The following is an 18,052-nucleotide window of genomic DNA, read 5'->3' on the forward strand; positions in this document are numbered from 1 at the left end:
TGCGTACGTTCGGCCGGGTACGCCGGAGTGTCGGCGGCGACCGATAGGCTGAACGCATGACGCGAGCCGAGCAGCCAACGGCCCCTCACCCCGCCCCGGACGACGCCCTGGTCGCGGACTCCCGCGAGCGCGCCGTCCGCGCCCTGCTGCGGCGACCGCAGCTGAGGCGGTTGTGGAGCGCACAGCTCGTGGGGGGTGTCGGCGATCTTCTCGCCCTCCTGGTGCTGGTCCTCCTCGCCGTCCAGGCCGCGATCGGCGCGGGCTCGTTCGGCGGGGGTTACCGGGGCGTGGCGTTCGCAGTGGCGACCGTTTTCGGCGTACGCATCCTGGCGACGCTGCTCTTCGGCGCGGTCCTGCTCGGTCCGCTCACCTCGCTCACCTCACCGGACGGTCCGCTGGACCGGCGCTGGACCATGGTCGGCGCGGACGGACTGCGGACCGCGCTGCTGATCGTCGCGCCGCTGTGGATCGACTGGACGCCGGACGACGCGCTCGCCGTTCTCCTGGTGACCGTCTTCGTCACCGGCGTCGCCGAGCGCTTCTGGACGGTCTGCCGGGAGAGTGCGGCCCCCGCGCTGCTGCCCGCGCCGCCCCCGGAGGGCGCGACGGTACGGCCGCTGCCGGACCACATGGACGCGCTGCGCCGCCTCTCGCTGCGCACGGGCTTCGTGGCGGTCCCGCTGGCCGGTGCCGCGCTCGTCGTCGCGGGGCTGCTGAACAACCTGCTGGGCGCCGGCATCGACTGGTTCGCCGAGCACCAGGCGGCGCTCGGTTCGTACGTCGCGGCGGGGCTGTTCGCCGCGTCCCTGTCCGTGGTGACCTTCCTGGAGCTGCCCGGAGCGCGCACCCCGCGCGCGCGGTCGCCGCTCGAAGGCCTGCGCCGCCCCAAGAGCGGCACGGGCGTCGACAAGGGCCGCACCGGTGTCCTCCCGCTGCTGGTGTTCGCCTGCGCGGCGGTCGCCGCCGTGGTGGCCGCCGCCGTCGCCGTCGCGGTGCTGCACGCCAAGGACCTCGGCGGCGGCCCCGTGCTGTACGGGCTGACGGTGGGCGCGCTGACCGGCGGCGTCGTCGTCGGCATCCGCACGGCGCCCGCCCTGCTCCCCTCCCTGTCGCGCCGGCGGCTGCTGGCCCTGGCGATCGCCTTCGTCGGCGTCGCCCTGCTGGCCGCGGGCCTCGTCCCGGACGCCACCACCGTGCTGCTGCTCCTGGCGCTGGCCGGCATCGGCGCGGGCGTGGCCGCCAACACCGGGCACGCGCTGCTCGACCAGGAGACCGAGGACCACCGCCGGGCGCGGACGACCGAGCACCTGCACGCGGTCGTCCGGGTCTATGTGGCGCTCGGCGCGGTCGTCGCCCCCGTGGTGGCGGCGGCGATCGGACCGCACCGCCTGGAGAACGGCAAGTTCGTCTTCGCGCACGGTGGCGCCGCGTTCCTGTTGATGCTGGCCGGCGCGCTGCTGCTGCCGGTGGCCGCGCTGGTGCTGGCCAAGGTCGACGACCGCTCCGGGGTGCCGCTGCGGCAGGACCTGCGGGACGCGCTGCTCGGCGGCGACGACCCGGTGCCCGCGCCCGCGACGGGCGGCTTCTTCATCGCCCTGGAGGGCGGCGACGGCGCCGGGAAGTCCACCCAGGCCGAGGCCCTCGCCGAGTGGATCAGGGGCAAGGGACACGAGGTCGTGCTGACGCGCGAGCCGGGGGCCACACCGGTGGGCAAGCGTCTGCGGTCCATCCTGCTCGACGTGTCGAGCGCCGGTCTGTCGCACCGCGCGGAGGCGCTGCTGTACGCCGCCGACCGCGCGGAGCACGTGGACACCGTGGTGCGGCCCGCCCTGGAGCGCGGCGCCGTGGTCATCTCCGACCGGTACATCGACTCCTCGGTGGCCTACCAGGGCGCCGGCCGCGACCTGTCGCCGACCGAGATCGCCCGTATCAACCGCTGGGCGACCAACGGGCTCGTACCGCACCTGACCGTCCTGCTGGACGTCTCGCCGGAGGCCGCACGCGAGCGGTTCACCGAGGCGCCGGACCGGCTGGAGTCGGAGCCCGCCGAGTTCCACGCGCGCGTGCGCTCCGGCTTCCTGACCCTGGCCGCGGCCGACCCCGGCCGCTACCTCGTCGTCGACGCCGCCCAGGAGCCCGAGGCCGTCACCACCGTCGTGCGCCACCGGCTCGACCAGGTGCTGCCGCTGTCCGAGGCCGAGATCCAGGCCCGGGAAGAGGCTCGCCGCAAGGCGGAGGAGGAAGCGCGCCGCAAGGCCGAGGAAGAGGCCGCGCGCAAGGCCGAGGAGGAGCGCCTGGAGCGCGAGCGCCTCGAGCAGCTGGAGCGGCTGCGCGCCGAGGAGGAGGAGCGCAAGCGGCGCGAGCTGGAGGAGGCGCAGCGCCGCGAGGCCGAGCGGCAGGCGGAGGAGGCCAGGCAGCGGGCCGAGGAGGCGCGCCGCAAGGCCGAGGAGGAGCGGGCACGGCTCCTCGCCGAGGAGAAGGCACGGGCCGAGGAGGAGGCGCGCCGCCGGGCCGAGGAGGAGCGGCGGCGCAAGCAGGCCGAGGAAGAGGAACGGCTGCGGGCCGAGGCCGAGGCCAGGCGCCTGGAGAAGCAGCGCAAGGCCGAGGAGGCCCTGATGCGGGCCGAGGCGGCACGCCGGGCGGCGGAGCAGGCGGCGGCCGCGGCCGCGGCGGGCCCGAAGCCGACGGCGCCGCCCGCGGCGGACGAGCCTCGTCCGGCACCGGCCGGTCCGGCCCCCTCGGACGCGGCGACCGTGGCGACGCCGGTCGTCACCCCGACGAACGCCTCCGGCGGGCCCGTGGAGGACACGGCGGTGCTGCGCCCGGTACGGGACCCGCGGGACGGCGCCCGCGGGGACGGCGACGGTGACGCCGGGGCACCCGGTGCCTCGGAGTCCGAGGTGACGACCGAGCTGCCCATGCCTCCGGTGCCGCCCGCGACACCGGGAGCCGCCGACGAGACGGCGGTGCTGCCCGCGGTGGAGCCGGGTGCGGCGGACGAGACGGCGGTACTGCCGCCCGTGACGCCGGGAGCCGCCGACGAGACGGCGGTGCTTCCGCCGGTGGGCGGCGACGACCCCGCCGACCGGGTCCCGCCGGGTTACTTCCGGGAGGAGGGCCCGGCCGCCCCGGCCGACCGGCCCGAGGAGGCGCAGGACCGCACGCGCGAGATGCCCCGGATCGACCCCGACCAGGCGCCGCCCCGCAGGCGACGCTCCGACTGGGCGGAGGAGACCCCGCTGGACGACCTGCCGACCCTGGCGGACGAGCTGCTCGGCCCGCACGACGGTGACGGGCCCGGCCGCCCCGACGGCCGTGACGGCGACGAGGGCCGCCGGGGCAAGGGGCGGGGCCGGCGCTGACCGCCCGGAGCGCCCGTGCCCTCCGGGCGTATCTCGGCGCACGCCCGCAGGAAGCGCCGGGGACGACGACGACGGCGGCAGAGACGAAGGCGGTGACGGCGGCGGGCGTACGGTCCGGCGCCGCTGAGGACCTGGTGCCGCTGAGGACCTGGTGCCGCTGAGTGCCTGGCGCCGTTGAGGGCCCGGCGCCGGGTGCCTCGCTCCCGTTGTCAGTGCCGCCCCGCACAATGGGAGGCGCGACGCGGGGTGCGGAGCGCGGCGCGGAGCAGTGCGGCGGAGTGTGACGGAAGGACGGCGTGACCCATGACCGTGTGGGACGACCTCGTCGGGCAGGAGAAGGTGAGCGAGCAGCTCGCCGCGGCTGCCCGGGACGCCGACGCCTTCGTCACCGCCGCCGCGGCCGACGGCCCCCTCCCCGAGGCGTCGAGCATGACGCACGCCTGGCTGTTCACCGGCCCGCCCGGCGCGGGAGTGACGCAGACGGCGCGGGCCTTCGCCGCCGCGCTGCAGTGCGTGAGCCCGGACCGGGCACTGGGCGGCATCCCCGGATGCGGGTTCTGCGACGGATGCCACACGGCGCTCATCGGTACCCACGCGGACGTCAGCACGGTGACCGCCGTCGGCGCGGAGATCCGCGTCGGCGACATGCGGGACACGGTCCGCAAGTCCTTCACCTCGCCGGCCAACGGCCGCTGGCAGGTCATCCTGGTCGAGGACGCCGAGCGGTTGAACGAGAAGTCCGCCAACGCCGTCCTCAAGGCGGTCGAGGAGCCCGCACCCCGGACGGTCTGGATGCTGTGCGCCCCGTCCGTCGAGGACGTCCTGCCCACCATCCGCTCCCGCTGCCGCCACCTGAACCTGCGAACGCCCTCGGTGGAGGCCGTCGCCGACATGCTCGTGCGCCGCGAGGGCGTCGAACCGGACGTCGCCGCCGCGGCGGCCCGCGCCACGCAGGGACACGTCGACCGGGCCCGTCGCCTGGCCACCGACCCGGCGGCCCGCGAGCGCCGAGCCGCCGTCCTGAAGCTGCCGCTGCGGATCGAGGACGTCGGCGGCGCGCTCAGGGCGGCTCAGGAGCTGGTCGACGCGGCGGCGGCGGACGCCAAGCAGCTCGCCGAGGAGACGGACGCCAAGGAGACCGAGGAACTGAAGGCGGCCCTGGGCGCGGCCCAGGGCGGTCGGATGCCGCGCGGCACGGCGGGTGTGATCAAGGATCTGGAGGACAACCAGAAGCGGCGCAGAACGCGCACCCAGCGCAACACCCTCGACCTCGCCCTGTCCGACCTCACCGCCTTCTACCGCGACGTGCTCGCCCTCCAGCTGGGCTCCCGCGTGGCGATCGCCAACGCAGACGCCGAGGACGCCCTGGAGCGCGTCGCCGGCGGCAGCTCCCCCGAGTCCACGCTCCGCCGCATCGAGGCGATCGCCGCCTGCGGTGACGCCCTCGACCGCAATGTGCCGCCGCTGCTCGCGGTGGAGGCGATGACGATGGCACTGAGAGCGGGCTGACCCACCGTGAGGCCGGGAGCCCCGCGCCGGCCGTTGACGACGTAACTCGTACGAGGCATGCCGGGCACGTAGGGCATCGGCGCGGTCGCGGAGAGTTACGCTCGCTGAATGCACACCAGGCGCACTCACCGCAGGACCCGCACCGGCAGGACTCGCACCGGAGCCACGTTCCTGGCCGCGGCACTGCTCGCCACCGCCTGCTCGGCCGGGAGCGCGTCGACCTCCGCCGGTTCGTCGGCGGCGGAGGCCGCCGGATCGACGGAGGCGGCGAAAGCGGTGCTGGCGGCACTGCCCCGGCCCACGCCCTCCGCGCTGGCGCCGTACTACGAGCAGAAGCTGAACTGGCGCGACTGCGGTGTCCCGGGCTTCCAGTGCGCCACCATGAAGGCCCCGCTCGACTACGCGAAGCCGGCCCAGGGGGACGTCCGGCTCGCGGTGTCCCGCAAGAAGGCCACCGGCCCGGGCGAACGGCTCGGGTCCCTGCTGGTGAACCCGGGCGGACCGGGCGGCTCGGCGATCGGCTACCTCCAGCAGTACGCGGGCATCGGCTACCCGGCGAAGGTCCGCGCACGGTACGACATGGTGGCGGTCGACCCACGGGGCGTGGCCCGCAGTGAACCTGTCGAGTGCCTCGACGGCCGAGAGATGGACGCGTACACGCAGACGGACGTCACCCCCGACGACCAGGCGGAGACGGACGGGCTGGTCGACGCCTACAAGGAGTTCGCCGAGGGCTGCGGAGCGGACGCGCCGAAACTGCTGCGCCATGTCTCGACGGTCGAGGCCGCCCGCGACATGGACGTCCTGCGGGCGGTGCTCGGCGACGAGAAGCTGACCTACGTCGGCGCCTCGTACGGCACGTTCCTCGGGGCGACGTACGCCGGCCTCTTCCCCGACCGGGCGGGCCGCCTCGTCCTGGACGGCGCGATGGACCCGTCGCTGCCCGCGCGCCGGCTGAACCTGGAGCAGACGGAGGGCTTCGAGACGGCCTTCCAGTCCTTCGCGAAGGACTGCGTGACGCAGCCGGACTGCCCCCTCGGCGGCAAGGGCGCCACCCCCGCCCAGGTGGGCAAGAACCTGAAGGCCTTCTTCGAGGACCTGGACGCCGAGCCGGTCCCGGCCGGAGACGCCGACGGCCGCAGGCTCACCGAGTCCCTGGCCACCACCGGCGTGATCGCGGCGATGTACGACGAGGGCGCCTGGCAGCAGCTGCGCGAGTCGCTGACCTCGGCGATGAAGGAGAACGACGGCGCCGGCCTCATGGTCCTGGCCGACAGCTACTACGAACGCGAAGCCGACGGCAGCTACAGCAACCTGATGTTCGCCAACGCCAGCGTGAACTGCCTGGACCTCCCCGCGGCCTTCTCGTCCCCGGACGAGGTGCGCGCGGCCCTGCCCGACTTCGAGAAGGCGTCCCCGGTCTTCGGCGAGGGCCTCGCCTGGTCCTCCCTGAACTGCGCGTACTGGCCGGTGCAGCCCACGGGCGAGCCGCACCGCATCGAGGCCGCCGGCGCCACCCCGATCGTCGTGGTCGGCACCACCCGCGACCCGGCCACGCCCTACCGGTGGGCCGAGGCCCTGGCCGATCAGCTCTCCTCCGGCCGCCTCCTCACCTACGAGGGCGACGGCCACACCGCCTACGGCCGCGGCAGCACCTGCATCGACTCCGCGATCAACACCTACCTCCTGCGCGGCACCCCGCCCAAGGACGGACAGCGCTGCTCGTGACCCCCGCCCGCCCCGGAGCCCGGGCCTCCGGGGCGGGTACGAAGCACCCGCGGAAACTGTGTAGACTTACCGACGTTGCTGATCGCACCATGGTGCACAGCGCGCCGCCTTAGCTCAGATGGCCAGAGCAACGCACTCGTAATGCGTAGGTCTCGGGTTCGAATCCCGAAGGCGGCTCCATCAAACCCCGGGCCAGTTCTCTGCTGGCCCGGGGTTTTTTCTTGTCCGGGCCCGGGGTTTTCTCGTGTCCGGGGACAGGGCGCGCGTGGCCCTGGGATTGCGGGTCGGCGGGGCGACGGGCGTGGCGGTCAGTCCGGTGGTGACTGGGCGGGGAGGCCGAGCGACCGCTCCGCCGCGTCGAGCCGGCGCTCCTGCCGGCGGAGCGTGAGCGGGCCCAGGAGGAAGAACAGGGCCCAGAGCAGCGTCAGGGCACCGGAACCGTACGAGCCGGACGTGAGCTGGACGACCGCCAGCAGCGAGAACAGGATGATCAGGCACGTCCGCGCTCGGCGGTACCCCTTGTGCCGCTGGAAGCCCAGTGCCCGGCGCTGCCGTCCGAGGAGCTCCAGTACCGCCGGCCGTGCGGCGGGGTCGGTGGGCGGTGTCCCACGGCGTACGTCTCGGGCGAGGTGGAAGAGCTGACCGGTGCTCAGGCCGAAGCGCCGCGCCCGGCGGGTCTCCCGTCGCCACACCGCGGCGAGGGTGACCGCCGCGACGACGGACGCGATCGCCGCGACGACGGTCCCGGACCACCACCGGCGCTCGCCGTCGGCGGTCAGGGCGCCGAGGGCGAAGCCCACGCCCGCCGTCAGGAGGAGCAGGGCCGTCGTGCGCGCGGCCGTCCCGTGCCGGTGACTGCTCCGAGGTCCGTTCTCCGTCGCGCCCGCCACCCCCACCACCCCCTGTGGTCCGTCCCGCCGGAACATCTCTCCTACCCCTCGGACCGGCCGGCATCCACGGCGGCCGCCCACCGCTCCGGACACGGCCAGTGCGGCGAACCACCGGGGCCCCGGCGGGCGTACGCCGTGGATCCGCGTCGTGAACGGCTAGCATCGCGCACACGTCGGTCGGCCGGGACGAGGTGAGGGCATGGGCGAGTACACGGGTGCACCGAGGGTCGCCGTCGCGGTGGTGACCATGGGGAACCGGCCCGCGGAGGTCGACGCCCTGCTGGAGTCCGTGGCCGAGCAGGACGCCCCGCCCGCGCGGATCGTCGTCGTCGGCAACGGCTGCCCGCTGCCCGAGTTCGCCGCGCGGCTGTCGCTGCCCGGGGAGGTCACCGCGATCGAGGTGGACGAGAACCTCGGCTGTCCCGGCGGGCGCAACGTGGCGCTCGCGCGGCTGCGGGAGTTCGGTGACATCGACGTGGTCGTGGAGCTGGACGACGACGGACTGCTCGTCGACGCCGATGTGCTGCGCCGGGTGGGGGAGCTGTTCGCCGCCGACGACCGGCTCGGCATCGTCGGCTTCCGGATCGCCGACGAGAACGGTGAGACCCAGCAGCGGCACGTCCCCCGGGTCGGCGCCGGTGACCCCATGCGGGGCGGGTACGTCACCGGCTTCCTCGGCGGCGGGCACGCGCTGCGGATGGCGATGCTCGACCAGGTCGGGGACTGGCCCGCCGAGTTCTTCTTCGCGCACGAGGAGACCGACCTGGCCTGGCGGGCGGCCGACGCCGGCTGGCGGATCCTGTACGCCCCCGAACTGCTGCTCCAGCACCCGAAGACCTCACCCGCGCGGCACGCCATCTACTTCCGGGTCAACGCCCGCAACAGGGTGTGGCTCGCCCGGCGTCGGCTGCCGTTGCCGCTCATCCCCGTCCACCTCGGCGTGTGGATGCTGCTGACGCTGGCGCGGAACCGGTCGCTCGGTGGGCTGCGGGCGTGGTTCGGCGGGTTCGTGGAGGGGCTGCGCAGGCCGGCGGGGGAGAGACGGCCGATGCGCTGGCGCACCGTGGTGCGGCTCACCCGGCTGGGGCGTCCGCCCGTCGTCTGAACGGGCGGACGGAGGCGGGCCGTACGGCCCGGGTCACTTCGCGTCCGCGTAGCACTCCACCACCGCCGTGGTGAACGGGAACCGCACCGGCGTCCGGCCGAACGTCAGGCGGCCCGCCAGCTCCGCCGCGTCCCGGATCGCCGCGACGACGGCGTCGGCCTCCTCCCGCGGACAGTGCACGATCACCTCGTCGTGCTGGAAGAAGACCAGCTCCGCCGCCATGTCCGCGCAGGCCTGCCGCAGCGCGGCGAGCAGCAGGAGGGCCCAGTCGGCGGCGCTGCCCTGGACGACGAAGTTGCGGGCGAAGCGGCCCCGCGCGCGGGCGTTCGTCGAGGCGTAGCCGGGCACCCACTCCTGCGCGTGGCCCGGGGTGTCGGAGGGGTCGTCCTGCGGCATGCCCGCCTCCTCGGTGCCGTCGGCCGCTCCGGCCGCCGGCGGGCAGGTGCGACCCAGCCAGGTCCGTACGAGGCGTCCCTCCTCGCCCGCTCGGGCCGCGTCGTCGACGTACGCCACCGCCCGGGGGAAGCGGCGTCTGAGCGCGGCGAGGTTCTTCAGGCCGTCGCCCGAGGTCTGGCCGTAGACCGCGCCGAGCACGGCGAGTTTGGCCTGGTCGCGGTCGCCGGAGAAGGCGCGGTCGGACACCGACTGGTAGAGGTCGGTCTCCCGGCCCGCCACCTCCATCAGCCCGGGGTCGCGGGAGATCGCCGCCAGTACGCGCGGTTCCATCTGGTCGGCGTCGGCGACGACCAGCCGCCAGCCCGGGTCGGCCACGACGGCCCGCCGGATCACCTTGGGGATCTGCAGACCGCCGCCGCCGTTGGTCACCCAGCGGCCGGTGACGGTGCCGCCGGCCAGGAACTCGGGGCGGAACCGCCCGTCGCGCACCCAGTCCTGCAACCAGGACCAGCCGTGGGCGACCCAGATGCGGTAGAGCTTCTTGTACTCGATCAGGGGCTTCACGGCCGGATGGTCGACCGACTCGATCTCCCACCGGCGGGTGGAACCGACCTTGATCCCGGCCTGGGCGAAGGCCTTGACGACGTCCGCGGGGAGGTCCGGCCGAACCCGGCGCCCGAACGCCGCGGACACCTCGTCGGCCAGCTCTGCCAGGCGGCGCGGTTCACCCCCGCCCGCGTACCGCTCGCCGAGGAGGTCGTGCAGTACCTCGCGGTGCACGTCGGTCCGCCAGGGCAGCCCGGCGCGGTTCATCTCGGCGGCCACCAGCATCCCCGCCGACTCGGCCGCGGTCAGCAGCCGCAGCCGGTCGGGGTGCGCGGACCGGTCGTGGCGGTGCCGTTGCTCGGCGTAGACCGCGAGCAGGTCGTCGAGGGGGAGGTGGACGCCCTGCGGTTCGAAGAGCGGGGACTGGGCGCCCGGCTCGGCGGACCGCTGCGGCGGATCGGGCGGTACCGGGCCGCCGCGCAGCCGGGCCAGGGCCGCCGCGGCCGAGCGCGGCTCCCCGTACCGCCCCTCGTGGCCGAGGAGGAGGTTCTCGGCGGCCTCCACGTCGTAGCACCGCTCCGCCCGCACCCCCGCGGCGAGCAGGTGCGGGTAGACCTCGGCGGTGGAACGCCACACCCAGCGTGCGACGTCCGGCCGGGCCCGGACGGCCTGCGCCGGGCCGGGCTCGCGCCGCACCGGTCCGGCGGGCAGCCCGTCGGGGCCGAGGGGGGCGACGTCCACGCCACCGTCCTCGGCCACGGCGAGCGCCCACCGGTCGGCCATGTCGCGAGTCTCGCAGGAGGGACTGACAACCGACCCCGCTCGCCGTCACCGGCGCCCCCGCGCCCACCGGCGCCCCCGCCCCCACCCGTACGGTGACCGGCGCGTCAGTGATCCGTCCCGGCGTGCCGTGGCGGGTACGTCCGTGGCCGTCCCGCCTGCCGTGGCCGGTCCGTCAGGGCCGTCCCCGCGTGCCATGGCCGGTCCGTCAGCCCTGTTCCGCCCCGGAATCCTGCGGGTCCTGCTCCTCGGTCACGGTCAGGAACTCCGCCAGTACCTCGGTGACGTAGCGCTCGGTCGCCTCCTTGTCGAGGCCGAGTCCGCTGAGCACGCCCTCGCCGTGCTCGTGCTCCAGCAGGGCGAGCAGGATGTGCTCGGTGCCGATGTAGTTGTGGCCGAGCCGCAGGGCCTCACGGAAGGTGAGTTCGAGGACCTTCTTGGCCGCGGGACCGTACGGCACCAGCTCCGGGGGCTCCGCGGCGGCGGGCGGGAGCGCCGCGGACGCGGCCTCGCGTACCGCGTCGAGGGTCACGCCCTGTGCGCCGATCGCCTTGGCGGAGAGGCTCTCCCGCTCGGTGACCAGGCCGAGGACGAGATGCTCGGGCACGCCCTCGGTGGCGCCGGCGGTCTTGGCCGCGGTGTGGGCGGCCATGACCACGTTGCGCGCGCGGGGCGTGTAGCGGTTGAAGCCCTGGCTCGGGTCCAGGTCGGCGGACTCCTTCGGCACGAAGCGCTTCTGCGCCGCCTGCCGGGTCACGCCCATGCTCTTGCCGATCTCCGTCCAGGACGCGCCCGACCGCCGGGCCTGGTCCACGAAGTGGCCGATGAGGTGATCGGCCACCTCGCCGAGGTGGTCTCCGGCGATGACGGCGTCCTGGAGCTGTTCCAAGGGCTCCGCGTGCGCCTTCTTGATCGCGGTGATGAGTTCGTCGAGACGTACGGATGACGTGATGCTCGGATTCGTCGCCATGTGTCAACCGTAGGTTGCCTATCTGAGGGCGTCAACCCGCGGTTGACAGTGGTTGCCGAGCGTTCGCGGGCTACTTCGGTGACGCCACCACCAACCGCACCGCCAGCCCCGTGAACACCGTCCCGGAGACGATGTTGAGCCAGCGGTTCACCTGGGCGTTGCGCCTGAGGAGGCCCGCCAGTCGCCCCGACAGGAGCCCGACGAAGCCGTCCCACAGGAAGCCCATCACCACGAGGGTGCCGCCGAGCAGCAGCAGCTGACCGGGGACGTGTCCGAGCGAGGGGTCGGCGAACTGCGGCAGGAACGCCACGTTGAAGAGGATCACCTTGGGGTTGAGCAGGTTGGTGATCGCGCCCTGCCAGAAGGCCCGCCGCATGCCCGTGCCCCGGAGCGCCGGGTCCTCCTCGCCCGGCACCGACCGGTCCCGGAAGGCCTTCACCGCCAGGTACAGCAGATAGGCCGCACCCGCCCAGCGCAGCACGTGGTACAGCGTGGGCAGCGTCGTGAAGAGGGCCGACAGCCCGAGCGCGGCGGCGACGGCGTGCACCAGCATCGCGCAGGCCACCCCGAACGCGGCCATCACGCCCGCCCTCGGTCCGCCCCGGCCGCCCACCGCCACGATGAACATCATGTCGGGGCCCGGGGATACGCACAGCGCGAGAGCGGCGACGAGGAACGCCGTGTAGAGAGTCATGTCCACCATGCGCGCCATGGTCGGCACCGAGTGGCGCGGTCTCCGTCGAATTCCACGGAGTGAGACGGAGCCGGGAGCCGTGGCACCATCGCCGGGTGAGTACGCCCAGCACCGTCGACCGTGCCTTCGAGACCGCCCTGTACGACGACGACGCCGACACCCTCGACACCGCCGCCTCGCTGCTCGCGGCGGACCCGGGAGCGGACCCGGAACTGGGCCGCCGCGGTGAGGAGTTCGTGGCGACGGCCTGGCGGCGCGGCTGGCAGCCCGCCGACCTCGTGCGGATCGTGCGGCGCGAACTGGAGGACGTGCACGTACGGCTGGTCGCCGCGCTGATCCGCGCCCAGGCGCCGCACGACCGCTCACGAGGCCCCCGATGGGCCGCGCAGCTGGCCGGCGTACCGGAGCAGGGGCCGCCCCGCACCGACCGCTTCTCGCACGCCACCGCCGTCCTGGAGCTGTACCGCCTGCTGCTGCGCCTGCCCGCGCTGGAGCCGCTGGAGGCGGGGCTGCCGGGGGAGGCGCCCCGCCGGGAGCACCGGCCGGAGTCCCGGGCCCTCGCCCGCATCCGCGCACTGCTCGCCAAGGCGGAGGCGACCGGTTACCCGGAGGAGGCCGAGGCGCTCAGCGCCAAGGCGCAGGAGCTGATGGCCCGGCACAGCATCGACGAGGCGCTGCTGTCGGCCCACGCGCCCTCACCCGACGCGCCGGGCGCCTGCCGGATCGGGGTGGAGCCGCCGTACGAGCAGGCCAAGGCGGTGCTGCTGGACGCGGTGGCCGACGCCAACCACTGCCGGGCGGTGTGGAACGAACCCCTGGGCTTCTCCACCGTCGTCGGCTTCGAGGCCGACCTGGAGGTGGTCGAACTCCTCTACACCTCGCTGCTGGTGCAGGCCGAGGGCGCGATGGCGAAGGCGGAGGCCGCCCAGCGGGCCGGCGGACGCAAACGGACCAAGACCTTCCGGCAGTCGTTCCTGGCCGCCTACGCCCACCGCGCGGGCTCCCGGCTCCGGGCCGCCGCGGAGACGGTCGCCGCCGAGACCGGCACGGCGACGGACGTGGACCTCCTGCCGGTCCTCGCCTCCCGCGAGGTCGCGGTCACCGACCGTCTGGAGCGCATGTTCCCGGAGACGACCACGACCCGTCTGCGCGGTGCCGCCGACGCGGCCGGCTGGACGGAGGGCACCCGCGCGGCCGACCACGCCCGGGTCGACCGCCGACGTCCGCTGTCGTAGGCGTCGCCGTGCGCCGGGCCCCCGCCACCTCTCGTGCGCCGGGTCCGGGCCCCCGCCACGTCTCGTGCGCCGGGTCCGGGCCCCCGCCACGTCTCGTGCGCCGGGCCCCCGCCCCGTCTCGTGCGCCGGGTCCGGGTCCAGGCCCGTCTCGTGCGTCGGACCGCCATGTCGTCGCCGGGGAGGCGGGAGCGGCCCTCCTCAGTCGCCGGCGCGTTGGAACGCCCCCACCGTGGCGTCCGGCCGGCCCTCGCCCTTCGTCGCCACGGTGCCGTACGACCAGGGGAAGCGGTGGGTGGAGGCGTCGTCCGGCAGGGCGAACTCCACCGAGCGCACGGTGAGGCCGCCGGTGGCGTCGGTGCCGCTGGTGCCGTCCGCGTCGCCGGGTTCGCCGGTGCCGTCGTCCCCTCCCCGTACGTAGGCGACCGTGAAGGACGCCGTGTCCTGCTTGCCGAGGGTCAGCCGCTGGGGCGTGGCCGCCTCCTCCCGCGGGACCCGGACCGAGGCGTCACCCGCGTTCAGCGTCACGGTGGGGAAGCCGTGGAGGACGCATGACGGGCCGCGGTTGGTGAGGGTCACCGAGACGGTGCCCGTGTCCCCCGCGGCCGGGGCGGGGCTCGGTTCGACCCCCACACCCACCTCGGCGACGCGGCAGGCGGCGTCGCCGCGGTCGTCGGTACCGCCGCCACTGCCGTCACCACCGCTCCCGCCGTCGCCGCAGGCGCTCAGGAGGAGCGCCGCGGCCAGGACGACGGCGGCGGCGGTGGTGGGCTGTGCGGGCCTGACGGACCCGGCGGACGCGGCGGGCCCGGTGGACTCGGTGGACTCGACGAACTGGGTGGTGCGCACGGGTGACGTTCCTTCGTGGGGTGGTGGTTTCAGGAGCCGAGACCGGCCGTCGGCAGGCCGGGAGGCAGTGATCCGCCCTCGGACCGGGTGTACGTCTCCTCGCCGACCCCGCCCTGCCAGGCCACCGTGAGCGAGCTCCCGTCGACCGACTGGACCGTACCGGTCGCCCGGTCGTCGCCGCCGGACGTGCACTTCAGGCGGATCGTGCGGGTCCCGGCGTCCTCACCGGCGGTGCCGCTGCACACGGTTCCGCCGGTGGCGAAGAGGGCGGCCTTGTCACCGGTGACCATCAGCGCGACCGCCTGGCCGTCGGTGGTGGCGAGCCAGCTGCCCTCCAGCTCACCGGCGGCGGACGGCGACCCGCCGGTGCCGCCGCCCGTGTCCGCGGTGGCGGCGTCGCTGGGTGCGGAAGAGGACTTGTCGCCGCCTCCCGAGCCGCCGGTGGCCGAGCCGCCGTCACCGTCGCCGCCGTCGGTGCACGCGGTGAGCGCCAGCGCGCCCACCAGGCCGACGACCGCGACCGCGGCCCGCACGGACCGCCGCCTCCGCACCCCTCGTCCCCGCCCATGCGCACCGGGCGTGCCGGCCGACCGGTCCTGCCCACCTGCATCCGGCGTACCGGCCGCTGTGCCCCGACCGTCCGGACCGCGTCGGCCGGTGACCGAACCCGTCACGCCGTCCGTACCGCGTCGGCCGGTGACCGAACCCGTCACGTCGTCCGTCGCACCGGTACCGCCCGGCACGAGCCCGCCCGATGGACGCCCACCCGTACCCGCCGCGGGGGACGCGTTCCTCGCCTTCGCCGTGCTCTCCGTGGTCGCAGTCGCCAGTGTCACCGGAAGCTCCAAGCTGTAGCCGGACGGCCGGTTCGGCCCAAGACAGCCGCAAGCTACCAGGACGACTTGCGCACTCCCGGGAGATGTCCGGCGTGTGCCTGCTCGCGCAGGTTCACCCGGGACAGCCCGAAGGCGCGGAAGTACCCGCGCGGGCGCCCGTCGATCTGGTCGCGGTTGCGCACGCGCGTGCGGGCGGCGTCGCGGGGCTGCCGGCGCAGTTCCCGCTGGGCGGCGAACCGTTCGGCCTCCGTGGTGGACGGCCGGCGGACGATCTCCTTCAGCTCGGCCCGGCGCGCGGCGTACCGCTCGACGGTCTCCTGGCGCCGCCGGTTCTTCGCGATCTTGCTCTTCTTCGCCATCAGACCCTCACCCCCCGCGCGCGGATGCGCGCCACGGCCGCCTCGACGCCGATCGCGTCGACGGTCCTGATCGCCTTCGTGCTCAGCCGCAGCCGTACGTGCCGGCTCTCGCTCGGCAGCCAGTAGCGCTTCGTCTGGATGTTGGGGTCGAAACGGCGGGAGGTCCGCCGGTGGGAGTGGGAGATGCGGTTGCCGAAACCCGGCCGGGTGCCGGTCAGCATGCAGTGGGCGGACACGGTGACGTACCTCTCCTTCGGACCGGACGGTCCTAGCTGTTAATGGAATTCATTTTCAGTAAGGTATCAGCATGGCACGCAACGAACTCCGCCCGGTCATCAGACTCCGGTCCACCGCCGGGACCGGTTTCACCTACGTCACCCGCAAGAACCGCCGCAACGACCCGGACCGGCTGACCCTGCACAAGTACGACCCGGTCGCCGGTCGCCACGTCGACTTCCGAGAGGAGCGCTGATCCGCCGTGCGCAAGGGAATCCACCCCGAGTACCGTCCGGTCGTCTTCCGCGACCGCGCCGCCGGACACGCCTTCCTCACCCGGTCGACCATGACCGGCGAGCGCACCGTGGAGTGGGAGGACGGCCACACCTACCCCGTGGTCGACGTCGAGATCTCCGACGTCAGCCACCCCTTCCACACCGGCACCGCACGCGTCCTGGACACCGCCGGCCGGGTGGAGCGCTTCGAGCGGCGGTTCGGGAAGCGGGGCGGGGCATGAGCCCGGCGGTGCGGCTGCCGGTGGTCGTCGTCGGCGGTCTGCACGCCGACGCCCGCAGGGCGGCCGTGGCTCGGCTGCTGGCCGACGTGCCCGGCAGCGTCGTCCTCCACCACGACCTGGCGACGGCCGCCGCGGGAACGGTCGTACGGACCCTGCGGGACGCCACCGGCGTCCTCTCCGCCGGCGAGACGACCCTGGTCGACGACTGCGCCTGCTGCGCGCTGCGCGAGGACCTCGTCCCCGAGCTGGAGCGACTCGCGGACGCCGGAGGCACCCCGCTGGCGGTCGTCGAGCTGTGGGACTCCGTCGAGCCCAAGGCGATGGCGGAGGTGGTGACGGCCGGCGGCTTCACCGTCACCGGCGTGATCACCGCCGTCGACCCGGCCCTGGTGCTGCCGTACCTGGGCAACGGCGACGACCTCGCCGAGGGCGGCCTCGCCGCCGCGGCCACCGACCGGCGCACCGTCGCCGACACCTTCGCGCGGCAGCTGGAGTACGCCCCCGTCCTGGCCCTCGCCGACTCCCCGGAGGCCGACGACGAGGACCTCGAACTGCTGGCCCAGCTGCACCCGACGGCCCGCCGGGTACCCCTCGGGTCCCCCTCCTCCGCGCTGGCCCGCGCGGCGCTCGCCGGCTTCGACGTGGAGGCCGCGGCAGCCGCCCAGCACCCGGCCTGCGCCCTGTTGCCCGCCGAGGCCGACGCGCACGGTGTCACCACCCTCGTGTGGCACCGCCGCCGCCCCTTCCACCCGGAACGCCTGTACGCGGCGCTGGAGGACCTGACCTGTGCCGCCGCCCGCAGCCGGGGCCGGTTCTGGCTCGCCGACAGGGCGGACACGCTGCTGCACTGGGACGCCGCCGGCGGTGCCCTGTGCGTGGAGGGCGCGGGACCCTGGCTCGCGTCGCTCCCTGACGCCGCCTGGGAGCTGGTCCCGCCCGTGCGCCGCGCGGCCGCCGCGATCGACTGGCACCCCGAGCACGGCGACCGCTGCCAGCACCTGGTCTTCACGTCCCCCGGCCTCGACCGCGACGGCCTGGAACGGCTCCTGGAGAGCTGTCTGCTGACCGACGCCGAGTACGCCGCCGGCCAGGCCGCCTGGCGGCGCCTGCCGTCCGCCTTCGACAACCTCCTGGAGGTCTGACCCCATGCCCCGCAACAGCGACCGAACGCCCCGCAACAGCGACCGGAAGCCCGTCGGCCGGCGGTCCGATCCGCTGGACCGGGCCGGAGTGACGTACATCGACTACAAGGACACCGATCTGCTGCGGCAGTTCGTCTCCGACCGCGGCAGGATCCGCGGTCGGCGCGCCACCCGCGTGACGTCCCAGCAGCAGCGGCAGCTGGCCAGGGCGATCAAGAACGCACGCGAGATGGCCCTGCTGCCCCACGCCACGCGCTGACCCCGCCCCGGAGGCCGCGCGCCGACCTCGCACCGGGGGCCGCTCCTGGGGAGCGGCCCCCGGTGTTGTTGCATGTAGTTGCATTTTCTTCGAATTCGTGGGCATACGCGGGAACGACTTCCCTGGGGCAGGCGTCCAAGAGGGCAAGGGCTTTCGGTAAAGCACCCGTCAAAGCTGTAACCGCAGGAACACCGCGCGTGCACGTGCATTTGCTCATGCATCGGCACGTGAACGGGGTTATGATCCGGATCAGTTACCACTGCATCAATGGCCACATCAGCCAGTGCACCACCGGGGAGCGACCTGTGGACCACGACGTGTACGACGTTGACGACGCGTCCGGCGTGTACAACGGCATGGCCGCCACGCTGCTGCACGACGTGGCCTGGCAGAAGAGTCGCCACAGCAACTCGCAGGGCTCCTGTGTGGAGTTCGCGCGGCTGCCCGACGGTGGCGTGGCCATGCGCAACTCCCGCTTCCCCGACGGGCCCGCGCTGGTCTACACGCGTGCCGAGATCGAGGCCATGCTGCTGGGCGTCAAGGACGGCGAGTTCGACCACCTGGTCGCGAGCTGACCCGCGCGCGACCGACTCCGGGCACCGACCCGGCAGGCGCGGCACCGGCCCACGCGAACGCGCGACCCACCCCCGCGGAACCGACGC

At 74.5% G+C, this 18,052-nt stretch carries 18 protein-coding genes and 1 tRNA gene; 11 read left to right on the plus strand and 8 right to left on the minus strand.

Annotated features, from left to right (window positions below; translation table 11 throughout):
• The first annotated feature begins 56 nt into the window (after positions 1-56).
• The 4 genes from tmk (at position 57) to SAM23877_RS19540 (ending at position 6,779) form a co-directional block, all read left to right on the plus strand.
• Positions 57-3,362 carry a dTMP kinase gene (gene tmk, locus SAM23877_RS19525; RefSeq protein ID WP_053134766.1) on the plus strand — a complete coding sequence of 1,102 codons (3,306 nt, stop codon included), beginning with the start codon at positions 57-59 and terminating at the stop codon, positions 3,360-3,362.
• A 303-nt stretch (positions 3,363-3,665) separates the two neighbouring features.
• On the plus strand, positions 3,666-4,871 hold the full coding sequence (locus SAM23877_RS19530; RefSeq protein WP_053134769.1) for a DNA polymerase III subunit delta': 1,206 nt from the start codon (positions 3,666-3,668) through the stop codon (positions 4,869-4,871).
• 108 nt (positions 4,872-4,979) lie between these two features.
• Entirely contained in the window at positions 4,980-6,599 is a 1,620-nt protein-coding gene (locus tag SAM23877_RS19535) for an alpha/beta hydrolase (RefSeq protein ID WP_053134771.1), read from the plus strand.
• Between the two features lie 103 nt (positions 6,600-6,702).
• A tRNA-Thr gene (locus tag SAM23877_RS19540) sits at positions 6,703-6,779 on the plus strand.
• Between the two features lie 128 nt (positions 6,780-6,907).
• Here the strand turns inward: SAM23877_RS19540 and SAM23877_RS19545 are convergent.
• Complete coding sequence (locus tag SAM23877_RS19545) at positions 6,908-7,525, minus strand: hypothetical protein (RefSeq protein ID WP_053134774.1); 618 nt, start codon at positions 7,523-7,525, stop codon at positions 6,908-6,910.
• Positions 7,526-7,688: 163 nt separating this feature from the next.
• Between SAM23877_RS19545 and SAM23877_RS19550 the strand changes: the two genes are divergently transcribed.
• On the plus strand, positions 7,689-8,594 hold the full coding sequence (locus SAM23877_RS19550; RefSeq protein WP_053134777.1) for a glycosyltransferase family 2 protein: 906 nt from the start codon (positions 7,689-7,691) through the stop codon (positions 8,592-8,594).
• A 33-nt stretch (positions 8,595-8,627) separates the two neighbouring features.
• Here the strand turns inward: SAM23877_RS19550 and SAM23877_RS19555 are convergent, their stop codons facing one another.
• The 3 genes from SAM23877_RS19555 to SAM23877_RS19565 all read right to left on the minus strand — a co-directional run bounded on the left by SAM23877_RS19555 (position 8,628) and on the right by SAM23877_RS19565 (position 11,989).
• Positions 8,628-10,319, minus strand: a complete 1,692-nt coding sequence (locus tag SAM23877_RS19555; RefSeq protein WP_053134780.1) for a bifunctional 3'-5' exonuclease/DNA polymerase — start codon at positions 10,317-10,319, stop codon at positions 8,628-8,630.
• Between the two features lie 205 nt (positions 10,320-10,524).
• Entirely contained in the window at positions 10,525-11,286 is a 762-nt protein-coding gene (locus tag SAM23877_RS19560; RefSeq protein ID WP_053134783.1) for a Clp protease N-terminal domain-containing protein, read from the minus strand.
• Positions 11,287-11,356: 70 nt separating this feature from the next.
• Positions 11,357-11,989: a LysE family translocator gene (locus SAM23877_RS19565; protein WP_053142653.1), complete on the minus strand. Its 633-nt coding sequence runs from the start codon at positions 11,987-11,989 to the stop codon at positions 11,357-11,359.
• Between the two features lie 86 nt (positions 11,990-12,075).
• Between SAM23877_RS19565 and SAM23877_RS19570 the strand changes: the two genes are divergently transcribed.
• Positions 12,076-13,215: a DUF2786 domain-containing protein gene (locus SAM23877_RS19570; RefSeq protein WP_053134785.1), complete on the plus strand. Its 1,140-nt coding sequence runs from the start codon at positions 12,076-12,078 to the stop codon at positions 13,213-13,215.
• A 198-nt stretch (positions 13,216-13,413) separates the two neighbouring features.
• Here SAM23877_RS19570 and SAM23877_RS19575 read toward each other — a convergent pair whose 3' ends face one another.
• From SAM23877_RS19575 to rpmB, 4 genes are all read right to left on the minus strand, one after another.
• Entirely contained in the window at positions 13,414-14,061 is a 648-nt protein-coding gene (locus SAM23877_RS19575) for a DUF4232 domain-containing protein (RefSeq protein WP_079030312.1), read from the minus strand.
• A gap of 29 nt (positions 14,062-14,090) precedes the next feature.
• Entirely contained in the window at positions 14,091-14,594 is a 504-nt protein-coding gene (locus SAM23877_RS19580; RefSeq protein ID WP_053134788.1) for a hypothetical protein, read from the minus strand.
• A gap of 356 nt (positions 14,595-14,950) precedes the next feature.
• The gene (rpsN, locus tag SAM23877_RS19590; RefSeq protein ID WP_053134794.1) at positions 14,951-15,256 is read right to left on the minus strand and encodes a 30S ribosomal protein S14; all 306 of its coding nucleotides are present in this window, start codon (positions 15,254-15,256) and stop codon (positions 14,951-14,953) included.
• Positions 15,256-15,492, minus strand: coding sequence for a 50S ribosomal protein L28 (rpmB, locus tag SAM23877_RS19595; protein ID WP_053134797.1), 237 nt, complete (start codon positions 15,490-15,492; stop codon positions 15,256-15,258). Before rpmB ends, rpsN begins: the two co-directional genes overlap by 1 nt.
• A 71-nt stretch (positions 15,493-15,563) precedes the next feature.
• On the opposite strand from rpmB, the gene rpmG reads away from it, so the two are divergent.
• The 5 genes from rpmG to SAM23877_RS19620 all read left to right on the plus strand — a co-directional run bounded on the left by rpmG (position 15,564) and on the right by SAM23877_RS19620 (position 17,965).
• Positions 15,564-15,728, plus strand: coding sequence for a 50S ribosomal protein L33 (gene rpmG, locus SAM23877_RS19600; protein ID WP_053134800.1), 165 nt, complete (start codon positions 15,564-15,566; stop codon positions 15,726-15,728).
• Between the two features lie 6 nt (positions 15,729-15,734).
• Entirely contained in the window at positions 15,735-15,989 is a 255-nt protein-coding gene (locus tag SAM23877_RS19605) for a type B 50S ribosomal protein L31 (RefSeq protein WP_053134801.1), read from the plus strand.
• A complete protein-coding gene (locus SAM23877_RS19610) occupies positions 15,986-17,131 on the plus strand; it encodes a CobW family GTP-binding protein (RefSeq protein ID WP_053134805.1) in 1,146 nt (381 codons plus the stop codon). The genes SAM23877_RS19605 and SAM23877_RS19610 overlap by 4 nt, the downstream gene beginning before the upstream one ends.
• Before the next feature lie 4 nt (positions 17,132-17,135).
• Positions 17,136-17,390 carry a 30S ribosomal protein S18 gene (gene rpsR / locus SAM23877_RS19615; RefSeq protein WP_053134808.1) on the plus strand — a complete coding sequence of 85 codons (255 nt, stop codon included), beginning with the start codon at positions 17,136-17,138 and terminating at the stop codon, positions 17,388-17,390.
• 305 nt (positions 17,391-17,695) lie between these two features.
• The gene (locus SAM23877_RS19620; protein ID WP_053134811.1) at positions 17,696-17,965 is read left to right on the plus strand and encodes a DUF397 domain-containing protein; all 270 of its coding nucleotides are present in this window, start codon (positions 17,696-17,698) and stop codon (positions 17,963-17,965) included.
• Positions 17,966-18,052: the final 87 nt, after the last annotated feature.

The organism is Streptomyces ambofaciens ATCC 23877 (assembly GCF_001267885.1).
GTDB lineage: Bacteria > Actinomycetota > Actinomycetes > Streptomycetales > Streptomycetaceae > Streptomyces > Streptomyces ambofaciens.